The organism is Klebsiella pasteurii, assembly GCF_018139045.1.
In the GTDB taxonomy this organism is placed as follows: domain Bacteria; phylum Pseudomonadota; class Gammaproteobacteria; order Enterobacterales; family Enterobacteriaceae; genus Klebsiella; species Klebsiella grimontii.
In genome coordinates this window covers 4,395,464-4,419,383 of sequence record NZ_CP073236.1, presented here as the reverse complement: position 1 = coordinate 4,419,383, position 23,920 = coordinate 4,395,464, and the positions used below count along the sequence as shown (strand labels likewise).

Genomic DNA, 23,920 nt, shown 5'->3' with positions numbered 1-23,920 from the left:
TCTGTTGTGCCTGTAGTGGGGACTGCGACAGGGGCGGTCATTGGTGCTCTGCTGGGACGGTTTGTCGCCGGGGCAACGGCTGGAGCTGTTACCGGTTCAGCTATGGATGGCGTACTGTTTGACAGGTATGTATGTAGAGACTGTGAGCATACATTCGATTGATTGTATTGATGTTTATTGTTATTCCTTGCCCCTGTAATTTTCTCTCCTCCCCTTTTCACTTCTTCTATCCCTTCTCATTGATTGATCAGCGCCGTCGATCAGTTCGACATCTTTAATCGGTATCAGTGATGAATAAATTGATATTGATCGTTTTTATCAATAGATAAAACAGATCGATTTCGAAATTTCGATCGGTATTAACAATTTTACACACTTCAACCTTCCTGAAAAGATCACAAAAATTTGCCTTCAATCAGGTAATTGCCTGTCGGAAATTTTGGAAGTCGTTCAGTGGCTTTCGCAGCACGATTTTGGTCTGGAGTGGTTAGTAAAGAGAGGGAGTAAGAAAAATATGTGGATGGACAATAATGATAAGACAGGTAGCAACCCGATAAAGGATGCAGTGGACATTTTACCTGAGGGGATCAGAAAAATTGTTCTCGGCAGGCTAAATGAGATCGTCGGTTATGAACCCCGAATTGGCATTATGGGTAAAACCGGCTCAGGTAAATCGAGCCTGTGTAATGCCATTTTCAAAGGGGAAGAATGCCCGGTCAGTGATGTGGGGGCCTGTACCCGCGAAGTAAAGGAAGTGCGTATCCAGTTTGGGAAACGTTCTCTTTATCTGGTGGATATCCCCGGTGTGGGCGAAAGCGCCGAACGTGATAGTGAGTACGAAAATCTCTATAGCGGATTGATGCCAAAACTCGACCTGATTCTGTGGGTTATCAAAGGGGATGATCGCGTTCTGGCACCCGATGAGCGGTTTTACAAAGAAGTGCTTATCCCCGCCGGGGGTAAATCAAAAACGCTGTTTGTTCTTAATCAGGTGGACAAAATCGAGCCGTTCCGGGAATGGGATGAGCAGAATTGTTGTCCCTCCCCCCGTCAGATGAACAATATCGCTGAGAAGAAAGAGTACATCAGTCAGTACCTTGGTTTTCCTGAACATCCGATTGTCGCTGTATCAGCCAATGAGGGCTACAACGTGACTCATCTGGTGGAAGAGATGGTCCGGGCGCTCCCAAAGTACGCACAAAGTTCAGTAGTGGCTCAGGTCAAAGAGGAGCACAAAACAGAAAAGGTCATCGAAGAAGCCACCGACGGTTTCGGAGACACCGTAGATCGGGTTATTGATGAAATCATTGATATGGCTCCTATTCCTAAACCCGTTGCAACTCTGGCAAAAGCGGCAAAAAAAGTGGTTGTGGATGTATGTAAAAAAATATGGAGTTCAATCTTTGGGTAATGTTATTCCGCCTCCTGAGTTCAGGGGGCTTAATTATTTAATAAGGTAGTAGAAATGAAGAAACTAGGTATTTGCTTTCTGTTTATCTCTGGTTTTTTATTCGCAGGTTATTCATTCGCAGATGAACAGTACGATTTGAAATGTACGCTGGATGATGGTGATCAAATGACGGTTAGTCATGTCAGCGATACGGTTTACATCGCATTTTTGGCTCCCGGAGATGATCCCGATGAAGGTGGTTCAGTCATCAAACTCGATATCCCCTCTGGAGAAGTAAAACAAGTAGTGAGATATAACGATGGCAAAATAAATTTATTTGGTATTCGGGGGGATAGTTCTGATGCTGAAAGTACCGTTGTTGTTTCATACCATTATGAAATGAAAACATTTCTTGAAAATAAAGGAGCAAAACACGTTTATACGGATGTAATGACATTCAGCAGTCAGGATAAAAATACCGGACGAAGTACAGAAAACAGATGTATCGCTGACACAATTAAGATCGGCAATACTTTAACTAAGAATGGCATTCCTGGCGTTAGTAGTATTCAGTAATTGCATTTCTTTAAATTACCCGAGGATAATAAAATGGAACAACCAACAGAAATAAATAACAATATCATTAAAAATGCTATTGCTGCATGGAAAGACAGATACAAATCTAAAGACAAGAAAGGTAAAATATTGATGGTTATTGCCCTCATATTTTTCTTCTTCTGTGTTCTGCGGATACTTGCGTTTATATTTGGTGCATTTGGCGATGGTCTACCCGGTTGCAACGACCGGGATCTTATTAACAAAAAACTTCCCACTTTAGTACTATCACATTTACAGAAACTTGGAGCACAAACTTATGGTGCAAGTATTACTATCAGCAAACCTGAAGAGTCATACTACGATGGAAAAGCAGGCATTCGACAGTGTACCGCTGTAATGACGCTAAAGAAGGGTAATAATGTTGAGCCTATCGACATAGAGTATCAGATTGCCTGGATTGACAAAAAGGCAGGAAAATATCAGTACAAGATTCTGGATTGATTTAATATTTAAGGAAAAGGGAAATACCTCATGAAAAAATTAGTCAGCGTTGCAGTTCTTACTGTAGTTACTCTGTTCTCTGCCTCTTCTTTTGCGAAATGGCATGGCTGTCAGGAACAGAACCTTGTGTTCTTTGCCTATAACATGAAGCACACTAAAGCAGTAGAAGTCTGTCAGTCAATGGAAGGTTATAGCTATACCTTTGGCCCTATTGGTAAACCTGAGATTGTTGTCGATCTTGACCCAAGTCTGGTACGTTTCAGTTTGAGCGCTCGCGGTGATGAGTCAGTGACTTTCACTAACGGTAATACTCAATACGTCGTTACTGAAGCGTCAATGGGGGATTCTGCCATTTCGGTTTATCAGGGAGCTAAAACCTTAGCCGATATTAAACTGGATGTGGTTGATAAAAGCTTTGTTAATAACATCAGTGCATATCGCCATTGATTTTTAAATATTACGTTTACACCTGCCTTACTGGCAGGTGATTCCTTAATTAATTTTTTACCATAAGTCACTTTTTTATTTTCAAAAAAACACGTATATTCATCTAATATTAAATAGATGACTCGGTAAATTACCTTGACCACAAATATATTATTAGCATCACTAAGTTTGTTGTTTACCTTATTCTGATATTTTTACATCAAGCTGTCTTCGATCTGGTGTATAATTTAAATTGATAGTTTCAATTCTACTGTGTGAAAAGGAATTTCTATGATTATTCGTCCAGTCGAGCCTTCTGATGTAGAACTATTACTCGATATATTACAGGAAAGTGGTCTGTTTGATAATTAGTGGTTATTAAATGTGCGGGGCACTCTCAAAAATTATTTCTCAGGTGAATCAGATGAGTTATGGTTTAGTGCTGAACAAGAAGGCTTCGTGGGCATTGCGTATTGCGCCCCTGAAGTTATGACCAATAACGTCTGGAACTTATTGATGCTATGGATCAGTCCTTCTCATCAGCGCCAGGGGGTCGGCCAGGCCTTGATTAATCAGGTCGAAAAAGAATTGAGAAATAAACATGCCAGACTACTGTTAGTCGAGACATCGAGCCTTATCGATTTTAGCGCGGCTCGTGCGTTCTATAGCAAGCAAGGTTTCATCAATGAGGCAAGAATACGTAATTACTATGCTATCAATGAAGACAAAGTGATCTTCATAAAAGATATGCAGGAATAATCACATTCCTGCCTCTAATCAAACTTGATGGAACTGGTTGATAGATGAGCTTACCGTACGTTTTCCTACGGTTGGGCTTTTTCCTCAATAAAGGCATACAACACTCTTTGTCTGACAGATCCATACCTGCAACATAGTTTCTCGCTTCCTTTTTGTTTATCCTGTCTGGAAGGTAATCAGGCTTAATGAAAGGGAGTAACGAATGATGTTCAGGGAAAATATAGATTATCCATGGTGGGCAACTCAATGGGCGGAACGCCCAGAAGGAGATCCAAAGAAACTACACAGTGCTAATGATATCTATGAATCAACGAAATATCCGGCGCATTTACTACCAGAAGTATTGCGAAATGTTGTTGTTGCTCTTACCAAAGATGTTGATGCTCCTATCGAACTGATATCTGGCACAGTCTTATCTGCTGTATCTCTGGCATGTCAGGGATTTGTTGATGTCCAGTTTCCAGATGGCAGGACAAAGCCATGCTCTCTCTATAATCTTGTTCTTGCTGATTCTGGTGAAAGAAAATCAACAATTCATGCACTGGTAATGAAACCCTTCCTGGATTTTGAAAAAAAAGATAAAACTGCATGGGATAGAGCATATGCAAATTACAATGCCGATATGTTGATTTGGGATGCGCAAAATAAAACTCTTCTGCGAAAAATAAATCAAAAAATAAATAAAAGTGAGAGTATTCAGACCGAAAGAAATCAATTAGCTCATCTCAGTACACAAAAGCCAAAACCACCTAAAAGAATAAAATTTATATACACAGATACCACACCTGAAGCTATGCAACGTGGTCTGTATGATAATATACCGTCAGCAGGATACATATCGGCTGAGGCCAGTATGTTTTTTGAGGGACGAGCAAAGAACAATCTTGGTTTTCTGAATGAGTTATGGGATGGTGCTCCGGTTGATGTTGAACGACGTAGTAAAGAAAGTTTTTCAGTTTTGAATGCTCGATTCTCTATGCTACTTCTTGTTCAGAATGATATATTTATTCAGTATTTTAAGAAATATGGTAGAAAAGCTACCGGCTCTGGCTTTTTATCCCGATTTTTAATATCGGCAGTTGAACGGGGACAATTTCGACGTTTATCATCAAATTATGACATTAATAGTCAGGAACTTGCTATCTTTTACAAGAGAATAAATGAATTATTATTACCAATGAAAGAGCAATATGAATATAAACCATCAAAAATAAATGAGTGTATATTTAAAAACGATGAAGAAGATGAAGAAGATGAAGATGAAATATATGAAGAAGATAATATATCAGATGATATAAACACAAGAGAGTTAAAACCAAAGATCCTTACTTTATCACGGCACTCCCAACGGGAACTTGAACGTTTCTATGGTGAGATTGAAAAGGCAGCTTATTATTTTAGTAACAATCAGACCATTAAAGCCTGGATTCTAAAACTTGCTGAGAATACAATTCGTATTGCTGGTTTGTTGCAATATTTTACCGATAGCAATAAAAATGAAATATCTGATGATATGTTTGAATGCGCGCTCAAGATCGCCAAGTATTATGCTAATAACACAATTCATTTATTTCTTACCACTTTTGCTTCATCTGAACAGGATGCTGAAAATGTATATACTTGGCTAAAAAATATATTACCTCCCCCTGACTTGTTTGAAGGTATGTTTGATGATGTAAAACAAAAATTATCTGATGAAGAGCCGAAAATACAATATATAAAAAGAGTCGATATTCAAAGGCGGATAAATAAAATTTATTTGAGAAAAGATGGGGCTCGCTTAAATGCAGCTCTAAAACGCCTTGAAGAAGAGGATAAAATATGGATAGACAAGCAACGAAACGCTAACGGTAGTGTGACTGAGAAGATATATTTAAAGCAGTAAATCATGCATACATGCACTTGCTACTCATGCTACGTAGCATGAGTAGCAGCACTATTATGAGATAATTAATCAATTTATTGTATTTTTATAACAAATTAAATCACATCAGTAACATAAACCAAGCACTTACTAATGGTTGCTTTTCGAGCAACACATGGATGATACTGCTGGCTTAATAATATGTTTTATAGCTACCTATTTCACTGGACAATCAGGCTTCTTTTATTCATGCCCCTTAAACGAACTGCACGTCATCCTGAGATATTTGTAATAGCAAGGTGATAACTTTGCCTTCCCTGTACATTTAAAACATCTGAGATGATTACAGGATGTTTATTATTTTTGTGTTCTTTATGGGCGTGTATATCATTGTAGAAAATATTACTGCCGTGAAGCATCAATGCGTTCCTGAACCCATTTTTCCACTTCGCTTTGCAGCCACCGGGAACTCCGCCCTAATTTAATTGGCTCAGGGAACCTCCCTTCGCTTATCAGCTTATAGAACCACTTGTCCGTTAATCCGGTAAATTCAGTGATAAATTTCATATCAACCATTTTATCGTCAAGCAAACGAGTGTTGTTATTCCTGGTGTCCATGAGGCTGTCTCCATATGGATTATTGAGAGGTATGGAGAAGCGTTGGCTGTAATGATTAACCGTTGACGCATTCTCCTTCTCAACATCCACATGTCAGTAATAAAATAATTTATTCCTGTTACCCTATAGAACAACCAAAGTTACGTTTGCCGTCCGAATAGTCTTTACTGTATTCTTTAGCCAGATAACTTAGCCTGTTCATAATGACTGCATAATCATTCTGGTAAGATAAGCCATACATGTTCAGACGAGCATGACAGTTATCAGGAAACTGAATAAGTCGATAATACTGTTGATAGCTCTCCTCTTGATCGAGATGTAATACCCTTACCCAAGCCTCCATAATCATATATGCAAGGTTGTGACGATATTTTCCTTTATGGTCAGGTTTATATGTTCCGGGATAGGCATAAGCTTCTTGATTGAAAAATAAAGCCAGATGATAATGCTTCTTGCCTTTTTTGTTAAATTCTCTTACCCACACATATCTTATCCGACAATGATGAGTTCTTTTCCTGAGAGATATTTTATTTAGCCTATCTGCATTCTTCTGGGATTTCAGTGATTCCATAAAACGCGTTATTAATGTCGAGTCATTTTCATACGGGCTATTTTCTGGCAATCTCAGGTCAATTCTAAGTATCATCGTTCGGTGATATTCTCTGAGTGACTTGTTTAAAGTATCTTTGATTCTTTTTATGTGTTTTATATTTAATGGACCATTACTGCTTAAATTAATCATGCTCTTTCCCTTTTGTTATTACATGTCAATATTATTAGAGATTGAGTAATGTTTTATTGCAAGAAACTGGCAATAACATTTAAGATATTGCATAAGTGCTATTTATCCATACTTATTAAGCACTAATTATTGGTTGTACTATATTATTATATTACCAACCCGACATGGAGGCAGAAGTAAGAATCAAAACTGCAATAGAAGAAGGAAACGTCTAAAACAATTAATTTATTGCGCAATTATACATAATATTAACTCTGAAGTTAATTAATGGACTTTTATGTAGATTACCGTTCTTTAACACACATAAAAACACAGCTAAATATTATTAAGGTGAATAATCAGGAACGCTTTTTATTTATCGAATTCAACGCCAAGCTTAACATCCTGCATTAATTACAGACAGACCATGCTCCTTTGCCGGGGCATGGTCTTTTTCTTTTATGTCGTTTAATAAGGAATTATCCATGAGATTAGCCAGTCGCTTTGGTCGGGTAAACCAGATCCGCCGTGACCGCCCATTAACCCATGAAGAACTGATGCGCCATGTTCCCAGCGTTTTCAGTGAAGATAAACACGAATCCCGCAGTGACCGTTATACCTACATCCCCACCATTACTTTACTTGATAATCTTCAGCGGGAAGGCTTCCGGCCTTTTTTTGCCTGTCAGACTCGCGTTCGTGACGCATCAAAACGTGAACATACGAAACACATGTTGCGCTTGCGCCGCGAGGGGCAAATTACGGGTAAACAGGTGCCGGAAATTATTCTGCTGAACAGCCATGATGGTTCCAGTAGCTATCAGATGCTGCCGGGCATGTTCAGAGCTATTTGTTGCAACGGATTAGTTTGCGGTGAGTCTTTTGGCGAGGTTCGCGTACCTCATAAAGGCAACGTTGTTGAAAGGGTAATTGAAGGGGCTTATGAGGTACTTGGCATTTTCGATAAGGTTGAAGAAAAGCACGATGCCATGCAGTCGCTAATGTTACCGCCACCAGCACAACAGGCACTGGCTAAAGCTGCGCTGATGTACCGTTTTGGTGAAGATCATCAACCTGTTACCGAAACACAGCTACTGGCTCCCAGACGCTGGCAGGATGAATCCGGGGATCTCTGGACAACCTATCAGCGTATTCAGGAAAACCTGATTAAAGGTGGCTTATCCGGTCGCTCTGCACAAGGTAAACGCGCCAGAACCCGCGCCATTAGCGGTATCGATGGGGACGTGAAGCTCAATCGTGCGTTATGGGTAATGGCTGAAAATATGCTGCAACTGGCTTCCTGATAAACCTGCCGTATCAACATTTCCTCCGACTTAATAAACCCTTTTTCAAGGATATTCATCATGACCGCAACCATGAGCACGACACCTGCCCGTTTCCCGGCAAATACCCCCAACTCACCCGCGAGCATTACCGTCACCACACTTCCCGATGAGCAACGAATAAACTTCTGGCCTCGTTATTTTGGCAACGTGCGCCAGTGGGTATTTCTTGAACCGCAGGTATTTTCCTGGCTGGATTTATGGAGCGCCGATTACCAGGGCGGCGTATGGGAATTTCACACCCTGTCTAACGGTGGTGCTTTTCTTACGCCACCTGACTGCGACCACTATCACCTGTTCAATGAAAGCAATGGCAACGAAGCGATACTCAGCACCGAAGCCACAGGAATTGCAGTATGCCTGATGGCATGGAGTCATCACGCCTGTAGAACGCACTGCGAGTCCATGAGTGAACATTATTACCGTCTGCGGGATTATGCGCTTTCACACCCGGAAAGCCGCTCCATCATGCATCTTATCGACTGAAGGATATTGCCTGTGACTCACATGCTGTTACTGCCACCGCCTGGATTGCCCCCTACAGTTCAACGCGCTATTTAACGGGCACAAAATCATCTGGAGAAATATCTGCGCAAACCCGGAATACTGCTGACGAATCCAGTACTGGCCCACGAATGGCTGAAGCTGAAGTTATCCGGGCTGGAGCGTGAAGTCTTTATGGTCTTATATCTCGACAGCCAGTTATGCCTGCTTGAGCATGAAACGCTGTTTCTCGGCACCATAAACCATATCGAAGTTCATCCCCGCGAAATTATTAAATCGGCGCTGCGCTGCAATGCCGCAAGAGTAATTCTGGTACATAACCATCCATCAGGCGTTACCGATGCCAGTAAAAGTGACCGTGTTCTGACCAGCCGGATTGTTAAAACGCTTGATCTGGTAGACGTACAAGTGGTGGACCATCTCATCATTGGTCATGGCAACTGTCTCTCTTTTGCCGAACGGGGCTGGCTGTAACGCTGACTCCACATACTTATCTGCTCTGAACAGGAACCGACTATGGAAAAACACGATAACCCTGAATGGGGACTTCGTTGTGATGTAATGCCTCGCTTTAGTGCAAGGCTGGTACAGGAAGGCAACCGCCTGCATTATTTAGCTGACCGCGCCGGGATAACTGGCGCTTTCGAAGAAGAAGAGTGTCACCAACTAAATAGCGCATTTCCGCACTTTACAGAGCAGATGGAATTGATGCTGCTTTCTGGTGAGCTTAACCCCCGCCATGCACACCGTGTCACTCTGTACCATGACGAACTGACCTGTGAAGCGGATACGCTCGGTTCGCACGGCTACGTTTATATCGCTATCTATCCCACTCAACGCTAACTCAATTTCCCAACGAGAAAACTTATGAAAATCCTTTCTGAAAATCAGCGGGGAGCGAAGCCATGCCCGCCGCCTGTGCTTGTCTGGCAAACGCTGCTTACACGTCTGCTGGAGCAACACTATGGCCTGACGCTGAACGACACGCCATTCAGTGATGAAACTGTTATTCAGGAGCATATCGACGCCGGTATCACGCTGGCGGATGCCGTTAACTTTCTGGTGGAAAAGTACGAACTGGTTCGTATCGATCGCAGGGGGTTTAACTGTCAGGAGCAGTCACCTTATCTTCGGGCGGTAGATATTTTACGGGCGCGGCAGGCAACTGGGTTATTGAAACGCAATCGGAGGTGAACGATGGCGCTGTTTCAGTAGCAACGAACCAGCATTACCTCGCGTAAGACATAGCTGGCATTGCGTCGGGATGTAACGCAAGTACACAGTCTGATACGAGACAGTGCGATGTTTGTTGTGTGCGAGCTTTCAGTTAATGCCCCACCACGTTGCGGCAATAGCATAGATAAGTTTGGGCGTTATCGTTTTCAACGGTAACAGAGTCAACAATCTGGCAGGTGATGCCTTTTTTGCTAGACAGTTCACCGCCGCCGGGTAGTCCCGTCGCTACAACACGCGGGTCCATCCGTATGGTTTTCTGGGATAGGCTGCACTAATGCTGGCGGAATATCACTGTCTCAGCGTATGACACGTAGCATAAGAATGGCAGCAAACAGCCGCATAGCTAACCATCCGACTAAATCTTGCAAGCAAGCTTCCTGATTTCTCTTCGGAAGCTTCCCTTATCTTTAGTCTTTGTATAATAATAGTTCTACCCATTCCGATCAGGTTTATTTTATATAAACCCTATAAAACAAATTAATTAAAAAGATGAATTTATTACCATATAACTTCCTAACTATAAATTTTGCAGTCACAATAATTATATTAAACATCATTTATGATGAAACTCCCTTTTAATAAACAACCATACATTGTTTTATTTGGAAAAGAAATAGTGTATAATCGGAATAAGATAATCCATGAGGTGCGTTATGACTTTTAATAAAATAATCCCTGGAAGCACAGTGGGTAGAGGTAGAAGCATTACTTTGGACTCAGTCCCAGAAGTTAATGAGTGGAGTGATGGATTATCAACAATTCAGCACGGTAATAGCCTTGAGCTTTGTAACAACTGGGAAGATCCCACTGTTATTGTTTCTGATGGAGCTTATGGATTATTAGGTTTTGAAGGTGATACATCCGATCATTTGGCTATATCAGATTGGTATGAACCACATATTAAAGAATGGAGTCGTAAAGCAACTAGTCAAACAACTTTATGGTTCTGGAATTCAGAGATCGGTTGGGCCTCCGTTCATCCCACACTAGAGAAATATGGTTGGCGTTACGTAAATGCGAACATCTGGAATAAAGGGAAAGGGCATATTGCTGGTAATGTTAATACAGCAAAAATTAGAAGATTCCCTGTTGTAACAGAGTTGTGTGTTCAATATGTTTTTGAACCTAAAATTGATGAATTGACATTACAACACTGGCTTTACCGTGAATGGAAAAGATCAAAACTTCCATTGAAAAAAGCGAATGAAGCTTGTGAAGTTAAGAATGTAGCAACAAGGAAATACCTCGATCAAGGCCATTTATGGTATATACCACCGCCTGATATGTTCGAAAAGATGGCCAAGTATGCCAATGAACATGGAGATCCATCGGGTAAACCTTACTTCTCGCAAGATGGTAAAAAACCTATGACTATACTTGATTGGGAAAAAATGAGAGCCAAGTTTTATTGTCCAATGGGTTACACTAACGTTTGGGAAAGAAATACATTAAAAGGAAATGAAAGAATTAGCGTTCCGGGACAAACCGCAAAATCAGCTCATTTGAATCAAAAACCCCTAGATCTGATGTCACTTATAATTGAAGCATCAAGCGATACAGGGGATGTTATCTGGGAACCATTTGGTGGACTATTTTCAGCGTCAATAGCCGCTAACAAGTTGGGAAGAAAATCCTTCGCAGGAGAGATTGACGCCACATACTTTCAATTAGGTATGCAGCGCTTCCTCTCATTATGAATTACTCGACGACGGTTTCTCCGTCGTCAGTTATTCCAAATGTATTTTTTAAAGCAATCAGTATTTCAGATTCACTTCCCTTGGATAAAAGTTTATTCCATTCCCCAATAGTTTTCCCATGAAATAAGGTATTATGGACACGAGTTTTGAATGCTTCTATTTGTGGATGAACAATTCTGTCCATTTTTGCAAAATTTGTATCTAGCCGATAAGGATATTGTGATATTAATATTCTAAGCAATTCTTGATAATCGCTAGAAGGGCTATAGGACATGCCACCTTCGGGCCATGATTTAACTAATTCTTCTGCCTCAGCAAATTGTTTCGGTGTGCCTTGAAATTTATATCCATTAGTATTCGTCTGTTGAAGATTTCCTGTTCGAGCGGAGGTATCTCCAGGTTCAATAACAAGATAATCAGGTGGCCTGTGATAGTGCAAGTCTCTTGCCTTTGCAACGGACATTGCAGACACAATTACTGTATCAATTATTTTAGGCTTACCAAATATTAAATTATCAGGCAACCAAGCAAGCATTGCAACATAAGTCTGATTTTCTGAGAAATGATTCTGACTATCTTTAAATCTTGCTGTTATTTCTGTTGCCAAAGGAAACCAAGCTTTTATTTCAAAACCAGGAACCGGTTTAATTAGCTCACTAACAAATATTGTATCAGGGAAGCCAGGATCTTGTCTTACCCACTCACCTAAATTTGAATAGGTGTCTTGAGAATTCAGAAAATCACATGTATGAAATTCAATTAAATTACCGACCATTGGAGACAATTTAGATATTATTTTAGCAAGGTTTACTGCCGCCTCAGGAGATATAGGCTTCGATACATTTAATACATCAAATTCTTTACTTTCTAAACTTAGAAGCTGCTCTGTTGCGGCTTCAATTATATCCGCTGTTTTCATCTATCGATTAGCCCTTTTAAAGTATGTCACTTGAAACCAAATCACGATATAAAACGCCCCATCATCATGATTAGTATGGCATTTATAAGAGTGCTTTTCTACCACAACAGTACCTAACATAGCCTTTGCGGCTCATACCGTAAATGCTACTGGACTATCGGCGTTTCACTGATGACGTAGAGCATAAAGGTATCTCCTATGTCTCCTTTCGTCAGATACCGTTAACCATTCTGGATAACCACTGAATAACGTCGTTGCTTGAACCTAAATGAACAACCCCGTAGCTTGCTTGCTACGGAGTATCAATAGCGAAAAGTAACTACTGGGTAGTTTGCCCTAAGGAACGGGAAATATAGTCCTCAGAGATTAACATGGAGATATGATACATATCCTGATTACTGTAAAATCAAACCAAGTATGGGATTATCTATAATTGGAAGTTTTGTTCGATTCCCATCAACTTTCCGAATCAGGCCTTCAACACTCTACAAAGCAGCAATGAGGGTATAACGGAGGGTATAAAAATAATCGAATTAAATAAATTGATTACATTACAATAAGTTAAATTATAATTTCGATTCCGAGTCCGGCACCACTTATTCAGAGAACCCAGCCTATGGCTGGGTTTTTGCTTTTCTACGACCGGACTCTCCATCGAACTGCGTTCGATTATTCGCCGCTCGGCGGCTCACCCCTTCGGGGCCAGCGCGACAAGCGCGCTGTTCAACGCCTGCGGCGTTAGTCCGAGTCCGGGCACCACTTATTCAGAGAACCCAGCCTATGGCTGGGTTTTTGCTTTTCTACGACCGGACTCTCCATCGAACTACGTTCGATTATTCGCCGCACAGCGGCTCACCCCTTCGGGGCCAGCGCGACAAGCGCGCTGTTCAACGCCTGCGGCGTTAGTCCGAGTCCGGGCACCACTTATTCAGAGAACCCAGCCTATGGCTGGGTTTTTGCTTTTCTACGACCGGACTCTCCATCGAACTTCGTTCGATTTTTCGCCGCACAGCGGCTCACCCCTTCGGGGCCAGCGCGACAAGCGCGCTGTTCAACGCCTGCGGCGTTAGTCCGAGTCCGGGCACCACTATTCAGAGAACCCGCCTAAAAGCAGCCTAATCGCGGAATAAGCAGACGTTGGTATTCGGGGGGAGTTGAGTACGTCGGACAATTAAACTTCATTAAAACTATTTTTTGCGGAGCTCTTTCGAGCTCCGCGGACGCTGCTATTTCAACAGGGATTTAACTTTCCTGCCTACCCGACGAACCAGACTTCTGCCTCTGTTTGCCCCCTGAACATGAATCGCTTCATAAAGAGCATTAAAGCGATCGTGGGCCCAGCCGTCCCTTTGCTGAGAAATCAGACCATCAATCTTATTATTTAAAAGCTGTAGTTCATTACTGACTGAGTGGCCGCCATTGATGCTGCGCAGTCGGCTCACTTCATTCTCCAGCTCATGAATTTTTTCGAGGTAAGCAGGAATCAACCCCATCGCATAGTTATATTTCACATTCTCATCCATAAATGGACGGAAACTGCGATAGTTGTTTTTGCTCTTATTTCCGCTTAACAACATTCCGGAGTTTGCTACTCTGTACCAAAATAGCGGCTCAGGAACGATTTGCAGTTTATAACCATTTAAAGATATTTTTGCAAAAAACTCCCAATCTTCATGACCTAAACCGTAATCTTCAGTAAAGCCACCGATGTGGTCGAAAGCTTCTTTCCTGATCAGGGCATTAGCATCGCCAAAGCAGTTACTAAAGCTGGCAATATTTAAATCAGGTCCTAACGGAAGCCAGCAGTGCGTCATTTTACGGAATGGCGAAGGGAACTCCTCACCAAAAATGAGATCGCTTGGAGTGGTTAACACATCGGCACCGGAGTTTAAAGCTGCCGTGACAAATGTCTCAACCTCAAAAGGTTTAGCGACATTATCATCATCCATAAACATCAGATATTCACCGGAAGCATGTCGCGCAGCCAAATTTCGTGCTGCACCGAGGTAGTTATTAGAACTGCGGATGATTTTCCAACCTCGGGCGTTAAAGTCGTTCTCGATTAGATTCAAATAACGATGAGATTCTTCTTTTGTGCTTCCATCATCAACTAAAATAACTTCAATATTTTGGTACGTTTGCGTTTTTATTGAGGCCAGCGCCTGCTGGAGCAGATGGTGACGATCGAAATGAGTAATACATACGCTCACTAACGGGCGATTGGATTCATCAATTTTCTTGAAGACACAGTTATCTTTTCTTTCAATCGCGGCAAACCACGCTGCCTGGATATTTTCTTGTGAGTCAACCAGTCCGGGTTTGATGTTTATATTTTTTAAGCGATAGTGAATTTTACCGTATAAATCAACCGGCGTTGGGGTAAACAAAACTTCGGCATGATGCTCCTGCGGAATAAGCTCAGGAATCCCTCCGACGTTTGAAGCGAGGAAGTTAACGTTATTAATCAAGCATTCATAAACGGTATACGGAGAGTTTTCAACGAGCGATGGGATGATCACTAATACATTTTTTCTTTTTATATATTCGTTCGCATTGGTACGGTCATAATCGCTGATGATATTGACTGCCAGACCCAGATTTTTGGTCTGATTCATGATATAGGTAAATGAATCAATTTTACCCAGCGTGACGTTTTTCCCGAGGAAAGTTACACCAGAGATCGTTTCTTTATCTTCGTCAGAGAGTTTTCTTAATGCGCGCAGGAAGATATCGAGCCCTTTACGGGTTTCAAGGCGGCCGAAAAATACAAGCTCAACGCCTGAGGCGGTTTTTTCATTGGTTTTAACGACAACGTCACTTCTCTTTTCAAACCCTTGAAATGGCTCGCAATTTAAAATAACGTGGCGTTCTTCAGGAACATTCCAGTGTTTACTCAACATCCAGTCAATTAAATACTGAGAAGGACTAACGACTTCATCAGCCATCTCAACAACCATTTTTTCCATATAATAGAGTTCAAGGTGATTCTGATCATATGGGAGCTGGTAGTTACCTTCATCAGCCCATAACGTTGAGCTATGGGTATTGACAATGAATTTGGTATGTTCAAAATCAGTGCCATTCTTTTTACTTAATAAAGCGTAATAAAGATCTGCCTGCCATTCACAAGAAATAATCGTGTCATAGACATTATTTTCTTTCAGCCAGAGCAAAATTGAGTAACTTTTTCTTCTAAAATAGGGGGCGTCGATATTAATTTCTTTAACCAGCCCGGTACTCAGCAGATTAATACCAAAGGTGCTATAAATACGTGACCAATCGCTAAAAGTTGATGCAGATGACTCCGAATAGTCACCACATGTATACAATACATCGACATCATACCCCTTTTTTGCCAAAGTAGTGGCAAGGGCAGTGAAAGCAGTACCAATGCCGCCGTTACGGACAGGCCCCTCTATGTCCGGCGTCATTATAAGAACTTTTTTCATTGTGATCTTTCCTTAGTAACCTAGACTTTTCTATAATAATGAGTGAGTTGAAGTAATATTAAGATAGCAATCAATAGCTTCTGTTAAACAGGATAAAAAATGACCAGTGCAGAGTTAAAATTTGATTTATTTCTAAAATCCTATCATCCATCTCATCGATTTGTCTATAAGGCAAACCCCGGTAACGCGGGTGATGGCGTGATTGCATCGGCAACGTACGATTTTTTCGAACGAAATGCGCTTACTTATGTTCCTTATAGGGCCGATGAGCACTACAGCCCCGATACCGATATTTTAATTTTTGGCGGCGGAGGAAACCTCATCGAAGGGTTATATGCTGAAGGCCGTGATTTCATCCAAAATAATATTCATAAATTTCATAAAGCAATCATTATGCCTTCGACAATCAGAGGGTACAGCGATTTATTCACCAGCAACATCGATAAATTAGTGGTATTTTGCCGTGAAAATACCACTTTCGATTATATTAGATCTCTTAACTACGAGGCAAACAAAAACGTATTCATTGCTGATGACATGGCGTTTTATCTCGATCTTAGCAAATATCTGTCCCTTAAGCCTGCCTATAAACAACAGGCAAATTGTTTCAGAACAGATTCAGAATCGCTGACAGGAGATTATAAAGAAAACAATCATGATATTTCGCTCACATGGAATGGCGACTATTGGGACAATGAATTTCTGGCACGAAATTCTACCCGCTGCATGATTAACTTTCTTGAAGAGTATAAAGTCGTTAATACCGACAGACTGCATGTAGCAATTTTAGCGTCTCTGCTCGGGAAAGAAGTCAACTTCTACCCTAACTCGTACTATAAAAATGAAGCCGTTTACAATTACTCACTGTTGAATCATTACCCAAAAACGTGCTTTATCACTACCAGCTAAAAAATGCAGCGTATATTAATACGCTGCTAAAAAGTCACATAACCTTTACAGCATTATCAATTATTGCCTGCCAGCCTTCACGTGAGTATTCATTTGCACGACTATAGTCGGCGAATCTATCAATGGCCCCAACAAAGAGATTATCCGTTAATTTCGTTATTTCACCTGGCGTTGAATTTCCCGCATCGCTTTTAACATAGAGTATTTTACTGTTGCCGTGCTTCTTGAACTCGTTTGCTAAAGCCAGTACAACATCATCAAGGTTATTGCCATTGCTTTTTACGACAAAAATTTTATTCTCATCAGCAAGGCTGTTCTTAAATTTATTTATCAAGTAATTAATCTTATCCATTTCCCTCGTATAAATAAGATCATTTTCCTCTTCGCTATAACGCCAGACCCAGCCATCATCTTTATTATCGCTATACATTTCAGTATGAAAACAAATATCATGCCGTTGATCAAGTACCATATCCTGCCAGGAGGGCGTCAGATTTTCATAAACATACAAATCAGCAAAATCAGATTCGATTAACTTTAGAAGTGCATGATAGTTTTTTATTAAAGTCCAACGAAATAAGCTGCCTTCATCACAACCTGACTCTCTTAGAAAGAAAGCAAACTCACAATTATCACCGAGACTTTCGAAACGCTGTAAATTATTCATCATTGTTTTCCAGAGGGGGAATGGAAGGATTATACAATAAGGCATCTCTCGCTAACACCAAAATGTCGGCAGATCCAGTCTGATCAGGGCCACATAACTCGATGAATACACGGCATATCAGCATTAGGTGCCCTCGCAGGATTAGCACCCATTCTGTCCCGACATGGCGAACATAAGCCATTGATAATATATTTTTTCAGGCCGGGCTCGGATAAAGACGCCCGGCGGAAACCCCGGCTCGGGAGCGAAACGAACCTCAGGCAAACATCTTTCTTCCCAGTTGGCGCCCCGCCTCCAGATGCGCCTCCGCCGTTTTCAGGTCCGGCAACAGCAGCATCTGCGAACTGGCTACCGTAGCCCCGCAGTAATCAAAAATGCCGTGGACAATTTGCGCATTAAAAGCATCGGTAAACCCGTGCTTGTCATACGTTTGTCGACTCGCTGCGCCTAATGCCACCAGATGTACCCGCAGGCGCCCCAGCTTCTTCACGACGTTGCCGTCGGCGGTCTCCTCATACGCCCAGCCGTTTGAAAACACGCGGTCAATCCAGCCTTTCAGCAGCCCCGGCATCGACCACCAGTAAATGGGAAACACCAGCACCAGCGCATCGGCGTTATCGATTCTGGCCTGTTCAGCGGTCGTATCGGACGGCGTAGCGCCGGTTTGCAGAAAGGCGGCAATATCCGGTTCGGCAAAAACCGGGCTAAAGCCTTCCTGGGTTAAATCGGCAATTTCAGCGCTGTGATGCGAACCGGATTCGGCAACCCCCTGCGCAATCGCCGTCGCAACGCTGTGAGTCAGAGAAGTATTAAGAGGATGAGAAACCACGATTAATGCATGCATGACGGATACTCCAGTTGCTATACAACGATATTGGACGTAGTCTTATATACTAACAGTAACCTACCAATAGTAAGTTACCTTTGGTATATAAGCATGTCAACGGGAGAATGCTTCTATGTCTGAACCACTCGTACGGCAGCGTTTAACGCGAGAAGAGCGGCACAAACAGCTGATTGATGTTGCCTGGCAGATTATTCGCCAAGAAGGGACCGATGCCCTGACGCTGGGTTACCTGGCGACGCAGGCGGGGGTCACTAAACCGGTGGTATACGATCATTTTGACAGCCGTTCGGGACTTTTCGCGACGCTGTATACGGAATACGACCAGCGCCAGACGGCGCGAATGGATGAAATTCTGCGCAATACTCAACCTGACGCGGATAAACTGGCCGCGGCGATCGCCAACGCCTATATCGAGTGCGTGCTGCTTCAGGGGCGCGAGATGCCGAGCGTCATGGCCGCGCTGGCCGGGACGCCTGAGCTGGAGAAGATCAAACAAGAGTGCATCGCCACCTTTACCGGAAAATGCCGGGACTATTTTTCTCCGCTTTGTGAGAGCGAGAATCTCAGCGAGGCGGCCATTCTCGCCATGCTCGGCTCCGCCGACGGATTATCGGCCGCGGTCGTGAACGGCGTCATCACCGAGCAGCAGGCTAAAGATGAGCTCTTTCAGGTTATTATGTCGATGCTGCAGCGCTGCTGTCATCGCTAAATCGCGCCCGCCATCCGGCGGACGCGTGGATTATCAGCCGCCCGCTTTCTTGATCGCCGCATCCAGCGAGGCTTTATCCGCTAGCCCCGGGAACACGGTGATCGTCGCTTCCGTGGCGCCGGTAGTCGGCATCACGATAACTCCCGGCGTCCCACTCAGACCAATTTCCTGCGCCAGCTGATTGGTGCTTTCCAGTGCCGGCTCAACGTCCGCCGCTTTCCCGGCATCGAAATTCACTTTCTTCGCCTGCTGCTGGATGTCGGCAGCCGTCAGCTTGCCTTCGTTATGCCCGGTGGAATAGATCCCGTTATGGTAGGTGAGATAAGCCTCTGCGCCCTTCTGCTGATAAATCTGCAGGCCGGTTTTCGCCGCCTCAAGCGAGGTTTCCCAGCGGCTGCCAAAAATCGGCCACTCTTTAAATGCAAAGCGGGTCTGCGGGTTCTCTTTAATCACCTGTTCCATTACCGGCGCCAGACGACTGCAGTAAACACACTGATAATCGAAGAATTCAATGACCGTAACTTTGCCCTCTTTCGGACCGTAGGTTGGCGTATTTTTATCCTGGGTCAGCGCAGCCGCATTCTTCAGTACCGCCTGGGTCGCGGCGCTGGCCTGCTGCTGTTGTTGAATTTGCTGTAGCTTCTGGCTAGCCTGCAGCAGCACTTCCGGGTGCGCGACTAAGTAATCCGCGGCGATTTTGCCAATACGGGCTTCTTGTTCAGGCGTAAAAGTCGGCGCATCAGCAGCGGTCGCCATAAGCGGAAACAGGGTAGCGCTAATAAAGGCAAATGTGAGTAAATTCTTATGGCCGGGCATGTAGTTAGTCCTTGCGATAGGTGAACGGCAGATGTATTTCTGCGAACAAAATATCATCCTTTGCCTGCGAATCATTGCCGGACCATGCAATGATTGGTAACGATATTTTTCAATAACTCGCTGCGCGCGGTCTCTCTGGAAGGTGGTCAGGGTGCCCGAACGAGAGTACGCTTCGCCCCTGCGTTTTTCTGTAGGTTTTCTTTTTTGGTTCGATGAGTTGGGTATGAATGAGTTTTTCAGTCAGTGGGACGTGGCGGTTATTCTGCTACAAATTATTGCTATCGATCTGTTATTGGGCGGCGACAACGCGGTGGTGATTGCGATGGCCTGCCGTAAACTACCACCTCAGCAGCGTACCAAAGCGATTATCATCGGTACCGTCGGCGCAATAGCGGCACGCGTGCTGCTTTTAGCCATCGCGATCTATTTACTCTCATTGCCGTGGCTTAAAGTGGTCGGCGCGCTGATGCTACTGTGGATTGGCATCAAGCTGGTGACCAATCAGGAAGAAGAGAGCGACGTCAGTAGTTCCAGCAGCCTGTGGCGTACCGCAGTCACCATTACCGTTGCCGACGTCATTATGTCGCTGGATAACGTACTGGCGGTTGCCGCCGCCGGGAAAGGCCATCTGCTGCTGGTCGCGCTGGGCGTATTAATCAGCATTCCGATTATCGTCCTCGGCAGCAAACTGGTGCTGGCAATCCTTAACCGCTTCCCGTCCGTGGTGATGCTGGGCGGTGCGCTCATCGGCTGGATAGCCGGTTCAATGATGGTGACCGATGTGACCATCATTCATCTGTTCCCCAACGCACCCGCCGCTCTCCCACTGATGGGCGGAACCATTGGCGCAGCGCTGGTGCTACTCGAAGGGCTACGCAGAAACCGCAGGCGCTCCAGCGAATAGCTGGCGTTCACAACTGGCCGCCGTCAATCCCGACGGCGTCAAGTTTGCGCCACTTTTCCGCCCAATCCGTCTTCATTTGCCCTACGCTTAATAGAGACACCTGATCCAGGGATCTGTAACCGTAATATTGCGCATAAATGAGATAACGCCATGGAATTAAAGGATTATTATGCCATTTTAGGGGTTCAGCCAACGGACGATCTGAAAACCATTAAGACCGCCTATCGCCGTCTGGCACGTAAATATCACCCCGATGTCAGCAAAGAAAACGATGCCGAAGCCAAATTCAAAGATCTCGCCGAAGCCTGGGAAGTGCTTAAAGATGACCAGCGCCGCGCCGAATACGACCAGCTCTGGCAGCACCGCAACGATCCGCAGTTTGGCCGGCAGCAGCATTCTCACGAGCAGAGCTATAGCCAGCAGGACTTCGACGACATCTTCTCCACTATGTTTGGCCAGCAGGCGCACCATAGCCGCCGCCAGCACGGCGTCCGCGGTCATGACCTGGAGATAGAAGTCGCGGTATTCCTTGAAGAGACCCTGGCGGAGCAGACGCGCACTATCAGCTATAAGCTGCCGGTTTATAACGTCTTCGGCATGGTCGAAAGCGAAACGCCGAAAACCCTGAACGTGAAAATTCCCGCGGGCGTCGTCGACGGCCAGCGCATCCGTCTGAAAGGCCAGGGCACTCCCGGTGAAAATGGCGGCCCCAACGGCGATCTGTGGCTGGTGATCCATATCGCACCGCATCCGCTGTTTGATGTCGTCGGCCATAACCTTGAAATCGTCCTGCCGCTGGCACCGTGGGAAGCCGCATTGGGCGCTAAAGTTACCATCCCGACGCTGAAAGAGAGCATCCTGTTGACCATTCCGCCGGGCAGCCAGGCCGGTCAGCGGTTGCGCGTGAAGGGCAAAGGGCTGACCAGCAAAACCACCACCGGCGACCTGTATGCGGTGATTAAAATCGTCATGCCGCCAAAACCAGATGAGAAGAGCCGCGCGCTCTGGCAACAGCTGGCGGATGCGCAATCCAGCTTCGAGCCGCGTAAGACATGGGGGAAAGCCTGATGGCTAAGATAACAGTGACGTTCACGATTACCGAGTTTTGTCTCCACACCGGCCTTTCCGAAGAGGAGCTTGACGAGATTGTCGGCCTTGGCATGATTGAGCCCCGCCAGCCGCAGCGGGAAAGCTGGCTGTTTGACGATAGCGCAGTGACCATAGTGCACCGCGCCGTACGCCTGCGCAAAGAGCTGGAGCTGGACTGGCCGGGTATCGCTGTCGCCTTAACGCTGCTGGACGAGAACGCGCGCCTGAGCCGTGAAAATCAAATCCTGCAGCAGCGGCTGGCGCGCTTTCTGACGCATAGCTAAGCCCTCGCCGCCGCAACGCCCGGTGGCGGCTAATGCCTTACCGGGCATACGCATTTCGCGAACGACATCACGTCCGTAGTCAGTCAGGACATAAAAAATGCCGCCGGGGGAAGCCCGCGGCGGCATGCGTTACCAGCAAAACGATTTAGTCGTTGATGCGCGGATGCTGCTGCACCAGACGAGAACGTTTTTCCTGCAGGTCGGCGATTTCCTGATCGATATCTTCGATTTTATGTTCGATATTATCGTAGTGCTCGCCGAGAATTTCTTTCGCTTCCTGAATATCCGAAGCCGCTGGCGTCGCCCCTTTCAGCGGACGGTTAGCGGTCTCTTTCATCGACAGGCCGGTAATCAGACCAATCAATGCCACCACCATCAGATAGTAAGCCGGCATCATCAGGTTCTGCGTGCTTTCCACCAGCCACGCCGCCAGCGTCGGCGTCAGACCGGCAATCAGCACCGAGATGTTAAAGGCACTGGCCAGGGCGCTAAAGCGGATGTGGGTCGGGAACATCGCCGGCAGCGACGAGGCCATCACCCCGATAAAGCAGTTCAGCACTACCGCCAACACCAGCAGACCGGCGAAAATCAGGCCGAGAACGTTACTGTTAATCATGATAAAGGCCGGAATCGACAGCGCGAACAGCGCCACGCTACCAATCAGAATAAACGGGCGACGGCCAAAACGGTCGCTGAGCATACCGATAACCGGCTGAACGAACAGCATCCCGACCATGATGGCGATGATGATCAGCACCCCGTGGTCTTCTGAATAGTGCAGGTTATGCGATAGGTAGCTCGGCATATAGGTCAGCAACATGTAGTAGGTCACGTTGGTGGAAATCACCAGACCGATACAGGTCAGCAGGCTACGCCAGTGTTTGGTCGCAATCTCTTTAAACGAGACTTTCGGTCCTTCCTGCAGGCCTTCACGATCGCCCTGCTCCATTTTATCAACGTGCTGCTGGAACGCTGGCGTCTCTTCCAGCGCATGGCGCAGATAAAGACCAATAATCCCTAACGGCAGCGCCAGGAAGAACGGAATACGCCAGCCCCAGTCGAGGAAGTTCTCTTCACCCACCACGCTGGAAATCAGTACCACCACGCCCGCGCCCATCACAAAACCGGCTATCGAACCGAAGTCCAGCCAGCTACCCATAAAGCCGCGTTTCCGGTCAGGGGAGTATTCCGCAACAAAGATCGATGCGCCGGTATATTCTCCGCCCACCGAGAAGCCCTGCGCCATTTTACACAGCAGCAGCAGTATTGGCGCCCAGATACCAATCGTGGCATACGACGGAATAAGACCGATACAGAATGTACTTATCGACATGATGACAATGGTTATCGCCAGAATCTTTTGTCGACCGTATTTATCGCCCAGCATCCCGAAGAACAGGCCGCCTAATGGACGAATTAAGAAGGGAACCGAGAAGGTACCGAGGGCGGCGATCATCTGCACGCTGGGGTTAGCATCGGGGAAAAAGACTTTACCCAGGGCATACGCAACAAAACCATAAACCCCAAAATCGAACCATTCCATCGCGTTACCCAGCGATGCTGCGGTAATCGCTTTCTTCAGTTTGCTGTCATCAATGATGGTCACATCCCGAAGCGTGATGGGTTTTACTTTTTTCCTTTTAAGCATAATTATCCTCTTTTGCTCTCGCCTTGAGCGCACGAATCTCCGCCGAATGACAAAGTCATTCG

Annotated in this window: 24 protein-coding genes and 1 pseudogene; 17 read left to right on the top strand and 8 right to left on the bottom strand. The window is 44.7% G+C overall.

Features of this window, described 5'->3' with window-relative positions:
• The first annotated feature begins 520 nt into the window (after window positions 1–520).
• The 6 genes from KCG39_RS20770 to KCG39_RS20745 all read left to right on the top strand — a co-directional run bounded on the left by KCG39_RS20770 (window position 521) and on the right by KCG39_RS20745 (window position 5,519).
• Window positions 521–1,411 (top strand): GTPase family protein, encoded by an 891-nt coding sequence (locus KCG39_RS20770; protein ID WP_211811463.1) that lies wholly within the window; start codon window positions 521–523, stop codon window positions 1,409–1,411.
• A 54-nt stretch (window positions 1,412–1,465) separates the two neighbouring features.
• A complete protein-coding gene (locus tag KCG39_RS20765) occupies window positions 1,466–1,966 on the top strand; it encodes a hypothetical protein (RefSeq protein ID WP_211811462.1) in 501 nt (166 codons plus the stop codon).
• A 33-nt stretch (window positions 1,967–1,999) separates the two neighbouring features.
• A complete protein-coding gene (locus KCG39_RS20760) occupies window positions 2,000–2,449 on the top strand; it encodes a hypothetical protein (RefSeq protein WP_211811461.1) in 450 nt (149 codons plus the stop codon).
• A gap of 30 nt (window positions 2,450–2,479) precedes the next feature.
• A complete protein-coding gene (locus KCG39_RS20755; RefSeq protein ID WP_211811460.1) occupies window positions 2,480–2,896 on the top strand; it encodes a hypothetical protein in 417 nt (138 codons plus the stop codon).
• A 363-nt stretch (window positions 2,897–3,259) separates the two neighbouring features.
• The gene (locus tag KCG39_RS20750) at window positions 3,260–3,634 is read left to right on the top strand and encodes a GNAT family N-acetyltransferase (RefSeq protein WP_228299423.1); all 375 of its coding nucleotides are present in this window, start codon (window positions 3,260–3,262) and stop codon (window positions 3,632–3,634) included.
• Between the two features lie 202 nt (window positions 3,635–3,836).
• A complete protein-coding gene (locus KCG39_RS20745; RefSeq protein WP_228299422.1) occupies window positions 3,837–5,519 on the top strand; it encodes a YfjI family protein in 1,683 nt (560 codons plus the stop codon).
• A gap of 381 nt (window positions 5,520–5,900) precedes the next feature.
• Here the strand turns inward: KCG39_RS20745 and KCG39_RS20740 are convergent, their stop codons facing one another.
• Together KCG39_RS20740 and KCG39_RS20735 are read right to left on the bottom strand one after the other, a co-directional pair.
• Window positions 5,901–6,116 carry a helix-turn-helix transcriptional regulator gene (locus KCG39_RS20740; protein WP_211811459.1) on the bottom strand — a complete coding sequence of 72 codons (216 nt, stop codon included), beginning with the start codon at window positions 6,114–6,116 and terminating at the stop codon, window positions 5,901–5,903.
• 118 nt (window positions 6,117–6,234) lie between these two features.
• Entirely contained in the window at window positions 6,235–6,858 is a 624-nt protein-coding gene (locus tag KCG39_RS20735) for an inovirus Gp2 family protein (protein ID WP_211811458.1), read from the bottom strand.
• A gap of 464 nt (window positions 6,859–7,322) precedes the next feature.
• On the opposite strand from KCG39_RS20735, the gene KCG39_RS20730 reads away from it, so the two are divergent.
• The 6 genes and pseudogenes from KCG39_RS20730 to KCG39_RS20705 all read left to right on the top strand — a co-directional run bounded on the left by KCG39_RS20730 (window position 7,323) and on the right by KCG39_RS20705 (window position 11,617).
• Window positions 7,323–8,141: a DUF932 domain-containing protein gene (locus KCG39_RS20730; protein WP_211811457.1), complete on the top strand. Its 819-nt coding sequence runs from the start codon at window positions 7,323–7,325 to the stop codon at window positions 8,139–8,141.
• A 60-nt stretch (window positions 8,142–8,201) separates the two neighbouring features.
• On the top strand, window positions 8,202–8,666 hold the full coding sequence (locus KCG39_RS20725; RefSeq protein WP_211811456.1) for an antirestriction protein: 465 nt from the start codon (window positions 8,202–8,204) through the stop codon (window positions 8,664–8,666).
• A gap of 21 nt (window positions 8,667–8,687) precedes the next feature.
• Window positions 8,688–9,158: pseudogene (gene radC, locus KCG39_RS20720) on the top strand (RadC family protein).
• A gap of 42 nt (window positions 9,159–9,200) precedes the next feature.
• Window positions 9,201–9,527 carry a type IV toxin-antitoxin system YeeU family antitoxin gene (locus tag KCG39_RS20715; RefSeq protein WP_211811455.1) on the top strand — a complete coding sequence of 109 codons (327 nt, stop codon included), beginning with the start codon at window positions 9,201–9,203 and terminating at the stop codon, window positions 9,525–9,527.
• Between the two features lie 24 nt (window positions 9,528–9,551).
• Window positions 9,552–9,878 carry a TA system toxin CbtA family protein gene (locus tag KCG39_RS20710; RefSeq protein WP_211811454.1) on the top strand — a complete coding sequence of 109 codons (327 nt, stop codon included), beginning with the start codon at window positions 9,552–9,554 and terminating at the stop codon, window positions 9,876–9,878.
• 695 nt (window positions 9,879–10,573) lie between these two features.
• Window positions 10,574–11,617: a DNA methyltransferase gene (locus KCG39_RS20705; RefSeq protein WP_211811453.1), complete on the top strand. Its 1,044-nt coding sequence runs from the start codon at window positions 10,574–10,576 to the stop codon at window positions 11,615–11,617.
• 1 nt (window position 11,618) lies between these two features.
• On the opposite strand, the gene KCG39_RS20700 is transcribed toward KCG39_RS20705, so the two are convergent.
• On the bottom strand, window positions 11,619–12,536 hold the full coding sequence (locus tag KCG39_RS20700; RefSeq protein WP_211811452.1) for a hypothetical protein: 918 nt from the start codon (window positions 12,534–12,536) through the stop codon (window positions 11,619–11,621).
• A 1,226-nt stretch (window positions 12,537–13,762) separates the two neighbouring features.
• Window positions 13,763–15,985 carry a glycosyltransferase gene (locus tag KCG39_RS20695; protein WP_049114396.1) on the bottom strand — a complete coding sequence of 741 codons (2,223 nt, stop codon included), beginning with the start codon at window positions 15,983–15,985 and terminating at the stop codon, window positions 13,763–13,765.
• A gap of 99 nt (window positions 15,986–16,084) precedes the next feature.
• Between KCG39_RS20695 and KCG39_RS20690 the strand changes: the two genes are divergently transcribed.
• Window positions 16,085–16,894: a polysaccharide pyruvyl transferase family protein gene (locus tag KCG39_RS20690; RefSeq protein WP_004127977.1), complete on the top strand. Its 810-nt coding sequence runs from the start codon at window positions 16,085–16,087 to the stop codon at window positions 16,892–16,894.
• Window positions 16,895–16,928: 34 nt separating this feature from the next.
• Here KCG39_RS20690 and KCG39_RS27805 read toward each other — a convergent pair whose 3' ends face one another.
• Both KCG39_RS27805 and KCG39_RS20680 read right to left on the bottom strand, forming a co-directional pair.
• Window positions 16,929–17,564, bottom strand: a complete 636-nt coding sequence (locus tag KCG39_RS27805) for a hypothetical protein (protein WP_227631543.1) — start codon at window positions 17,562–17,564, stop codon at window positions 16,929–16,931.
• Between the two features lie 253 nt (window positions 17,565–17,817).
• The gene (locus KCG39_RS20680) at window positions 17,818–18,405 is read right to left on the bottom strand and encodes an NAD(P)H-dependent oxidoreductase (protein ID WP_004127972.1); all 588 of its coding nucleotides are present in this window, start codon (window positions 18,403–18,405) and stop codon (window positions 17,818–17,820) included.
• 115 nt (window positions 18,406–18,520) lie between these two features.
• Here KCG39_RS20680 and KCG39_RS20675 point away from each other — a divergent pair, with 115 nt between their 5' ends.
• Entirely contained in the window at window positions 18,521–19,117 is a 597-nt protein-coding gene (locus KCG39_RS20675) for a TetR/AcrR family transcriptional regulator (RefSeq protein ID WP_004127969.1), read from the top strand.
• Between the two features lie 33 nt (window positions 19,118–19,150).
• Here the strand turns inward: KCG39_RS20675 and KCG39_RS20670 are convergent, their stop codons facing one another.
• Window positions 19,151–19,933 (bottom strand): DsbA family protein, encoded by a 783-nt coding sequence (locus tag KCG39_RS20670; RefSeq protein WP_049114401.1) that lies wholly within the window; start codon window positions 19,931–19,933, stop codon window positions 19,151–19,153.
• Window positions 19,934–20,156: 223 nt separating this feature from the next.
• On the opposite strand from KCG39_RS20670, the gene KCG39_RS20665 reads away from it, so the two are divergent.
• The 3 genes from KCG39_RS20665 to cbpM all read left to right on the top strand — a co-directional run bounded on the left by KCG39_RS20665 (window position 20,157) and on the right by cbpM (window position 22,210).
• Window positions 20,157–20,837, top strand: a complete 681-nt coding sequence (locus tag KCG39_RS20665) for a TerC family protein (protein WP_004127964.1) — start codon at window positions 20,157–20,159, stop codon at window positions 20,835–20,837.
• Window positions 20,838–20,987: 150 nt separating this feature from the next.
• A complete protein-coding gene (gene cbpA, locus KCG39_RS20660; RefSeq protein ID WP_004127961.1) occupies window positions 20,988–21,905 on the top strand; it encodes a curved DNA-binding protein in 918 nt (305 codons plus the stop codon).
• On the top strand, window positions 21,905–22,210 hold the full coding sequence (gene cbpM / locus KCG39_RS20655) for a chaperone modulator CbpM (RefSeq protein ID WP_004127958.1): 306 nt from the start codon (window positions 21,905–21,907) through the stop codon (window positions 22,208–22,210). Before cbpA ends, cbpM begins: the two co-directional genes overlap by 1 nt.
• A 145-nt stretch (window positions 22,211–22,355) precedes the next feature.
• Here the strand turns inward: cbpM and proP are convergent, their stop codons facing one another.
• On the bottom strand, window positions 22,356–23,858 hold the full coding sequence (proP, locus tag KCG39_RS20650; protein ID WP_004127952.1) for a glycine betaine/L-proline transporter ProP: 1,503 nt from the start codon (window positions 23,856–23,858) through the stop codon (window positions 22,356–22,358).
• Window positions 23,859–23,920 lie beyond the last annotated feature (62 nt).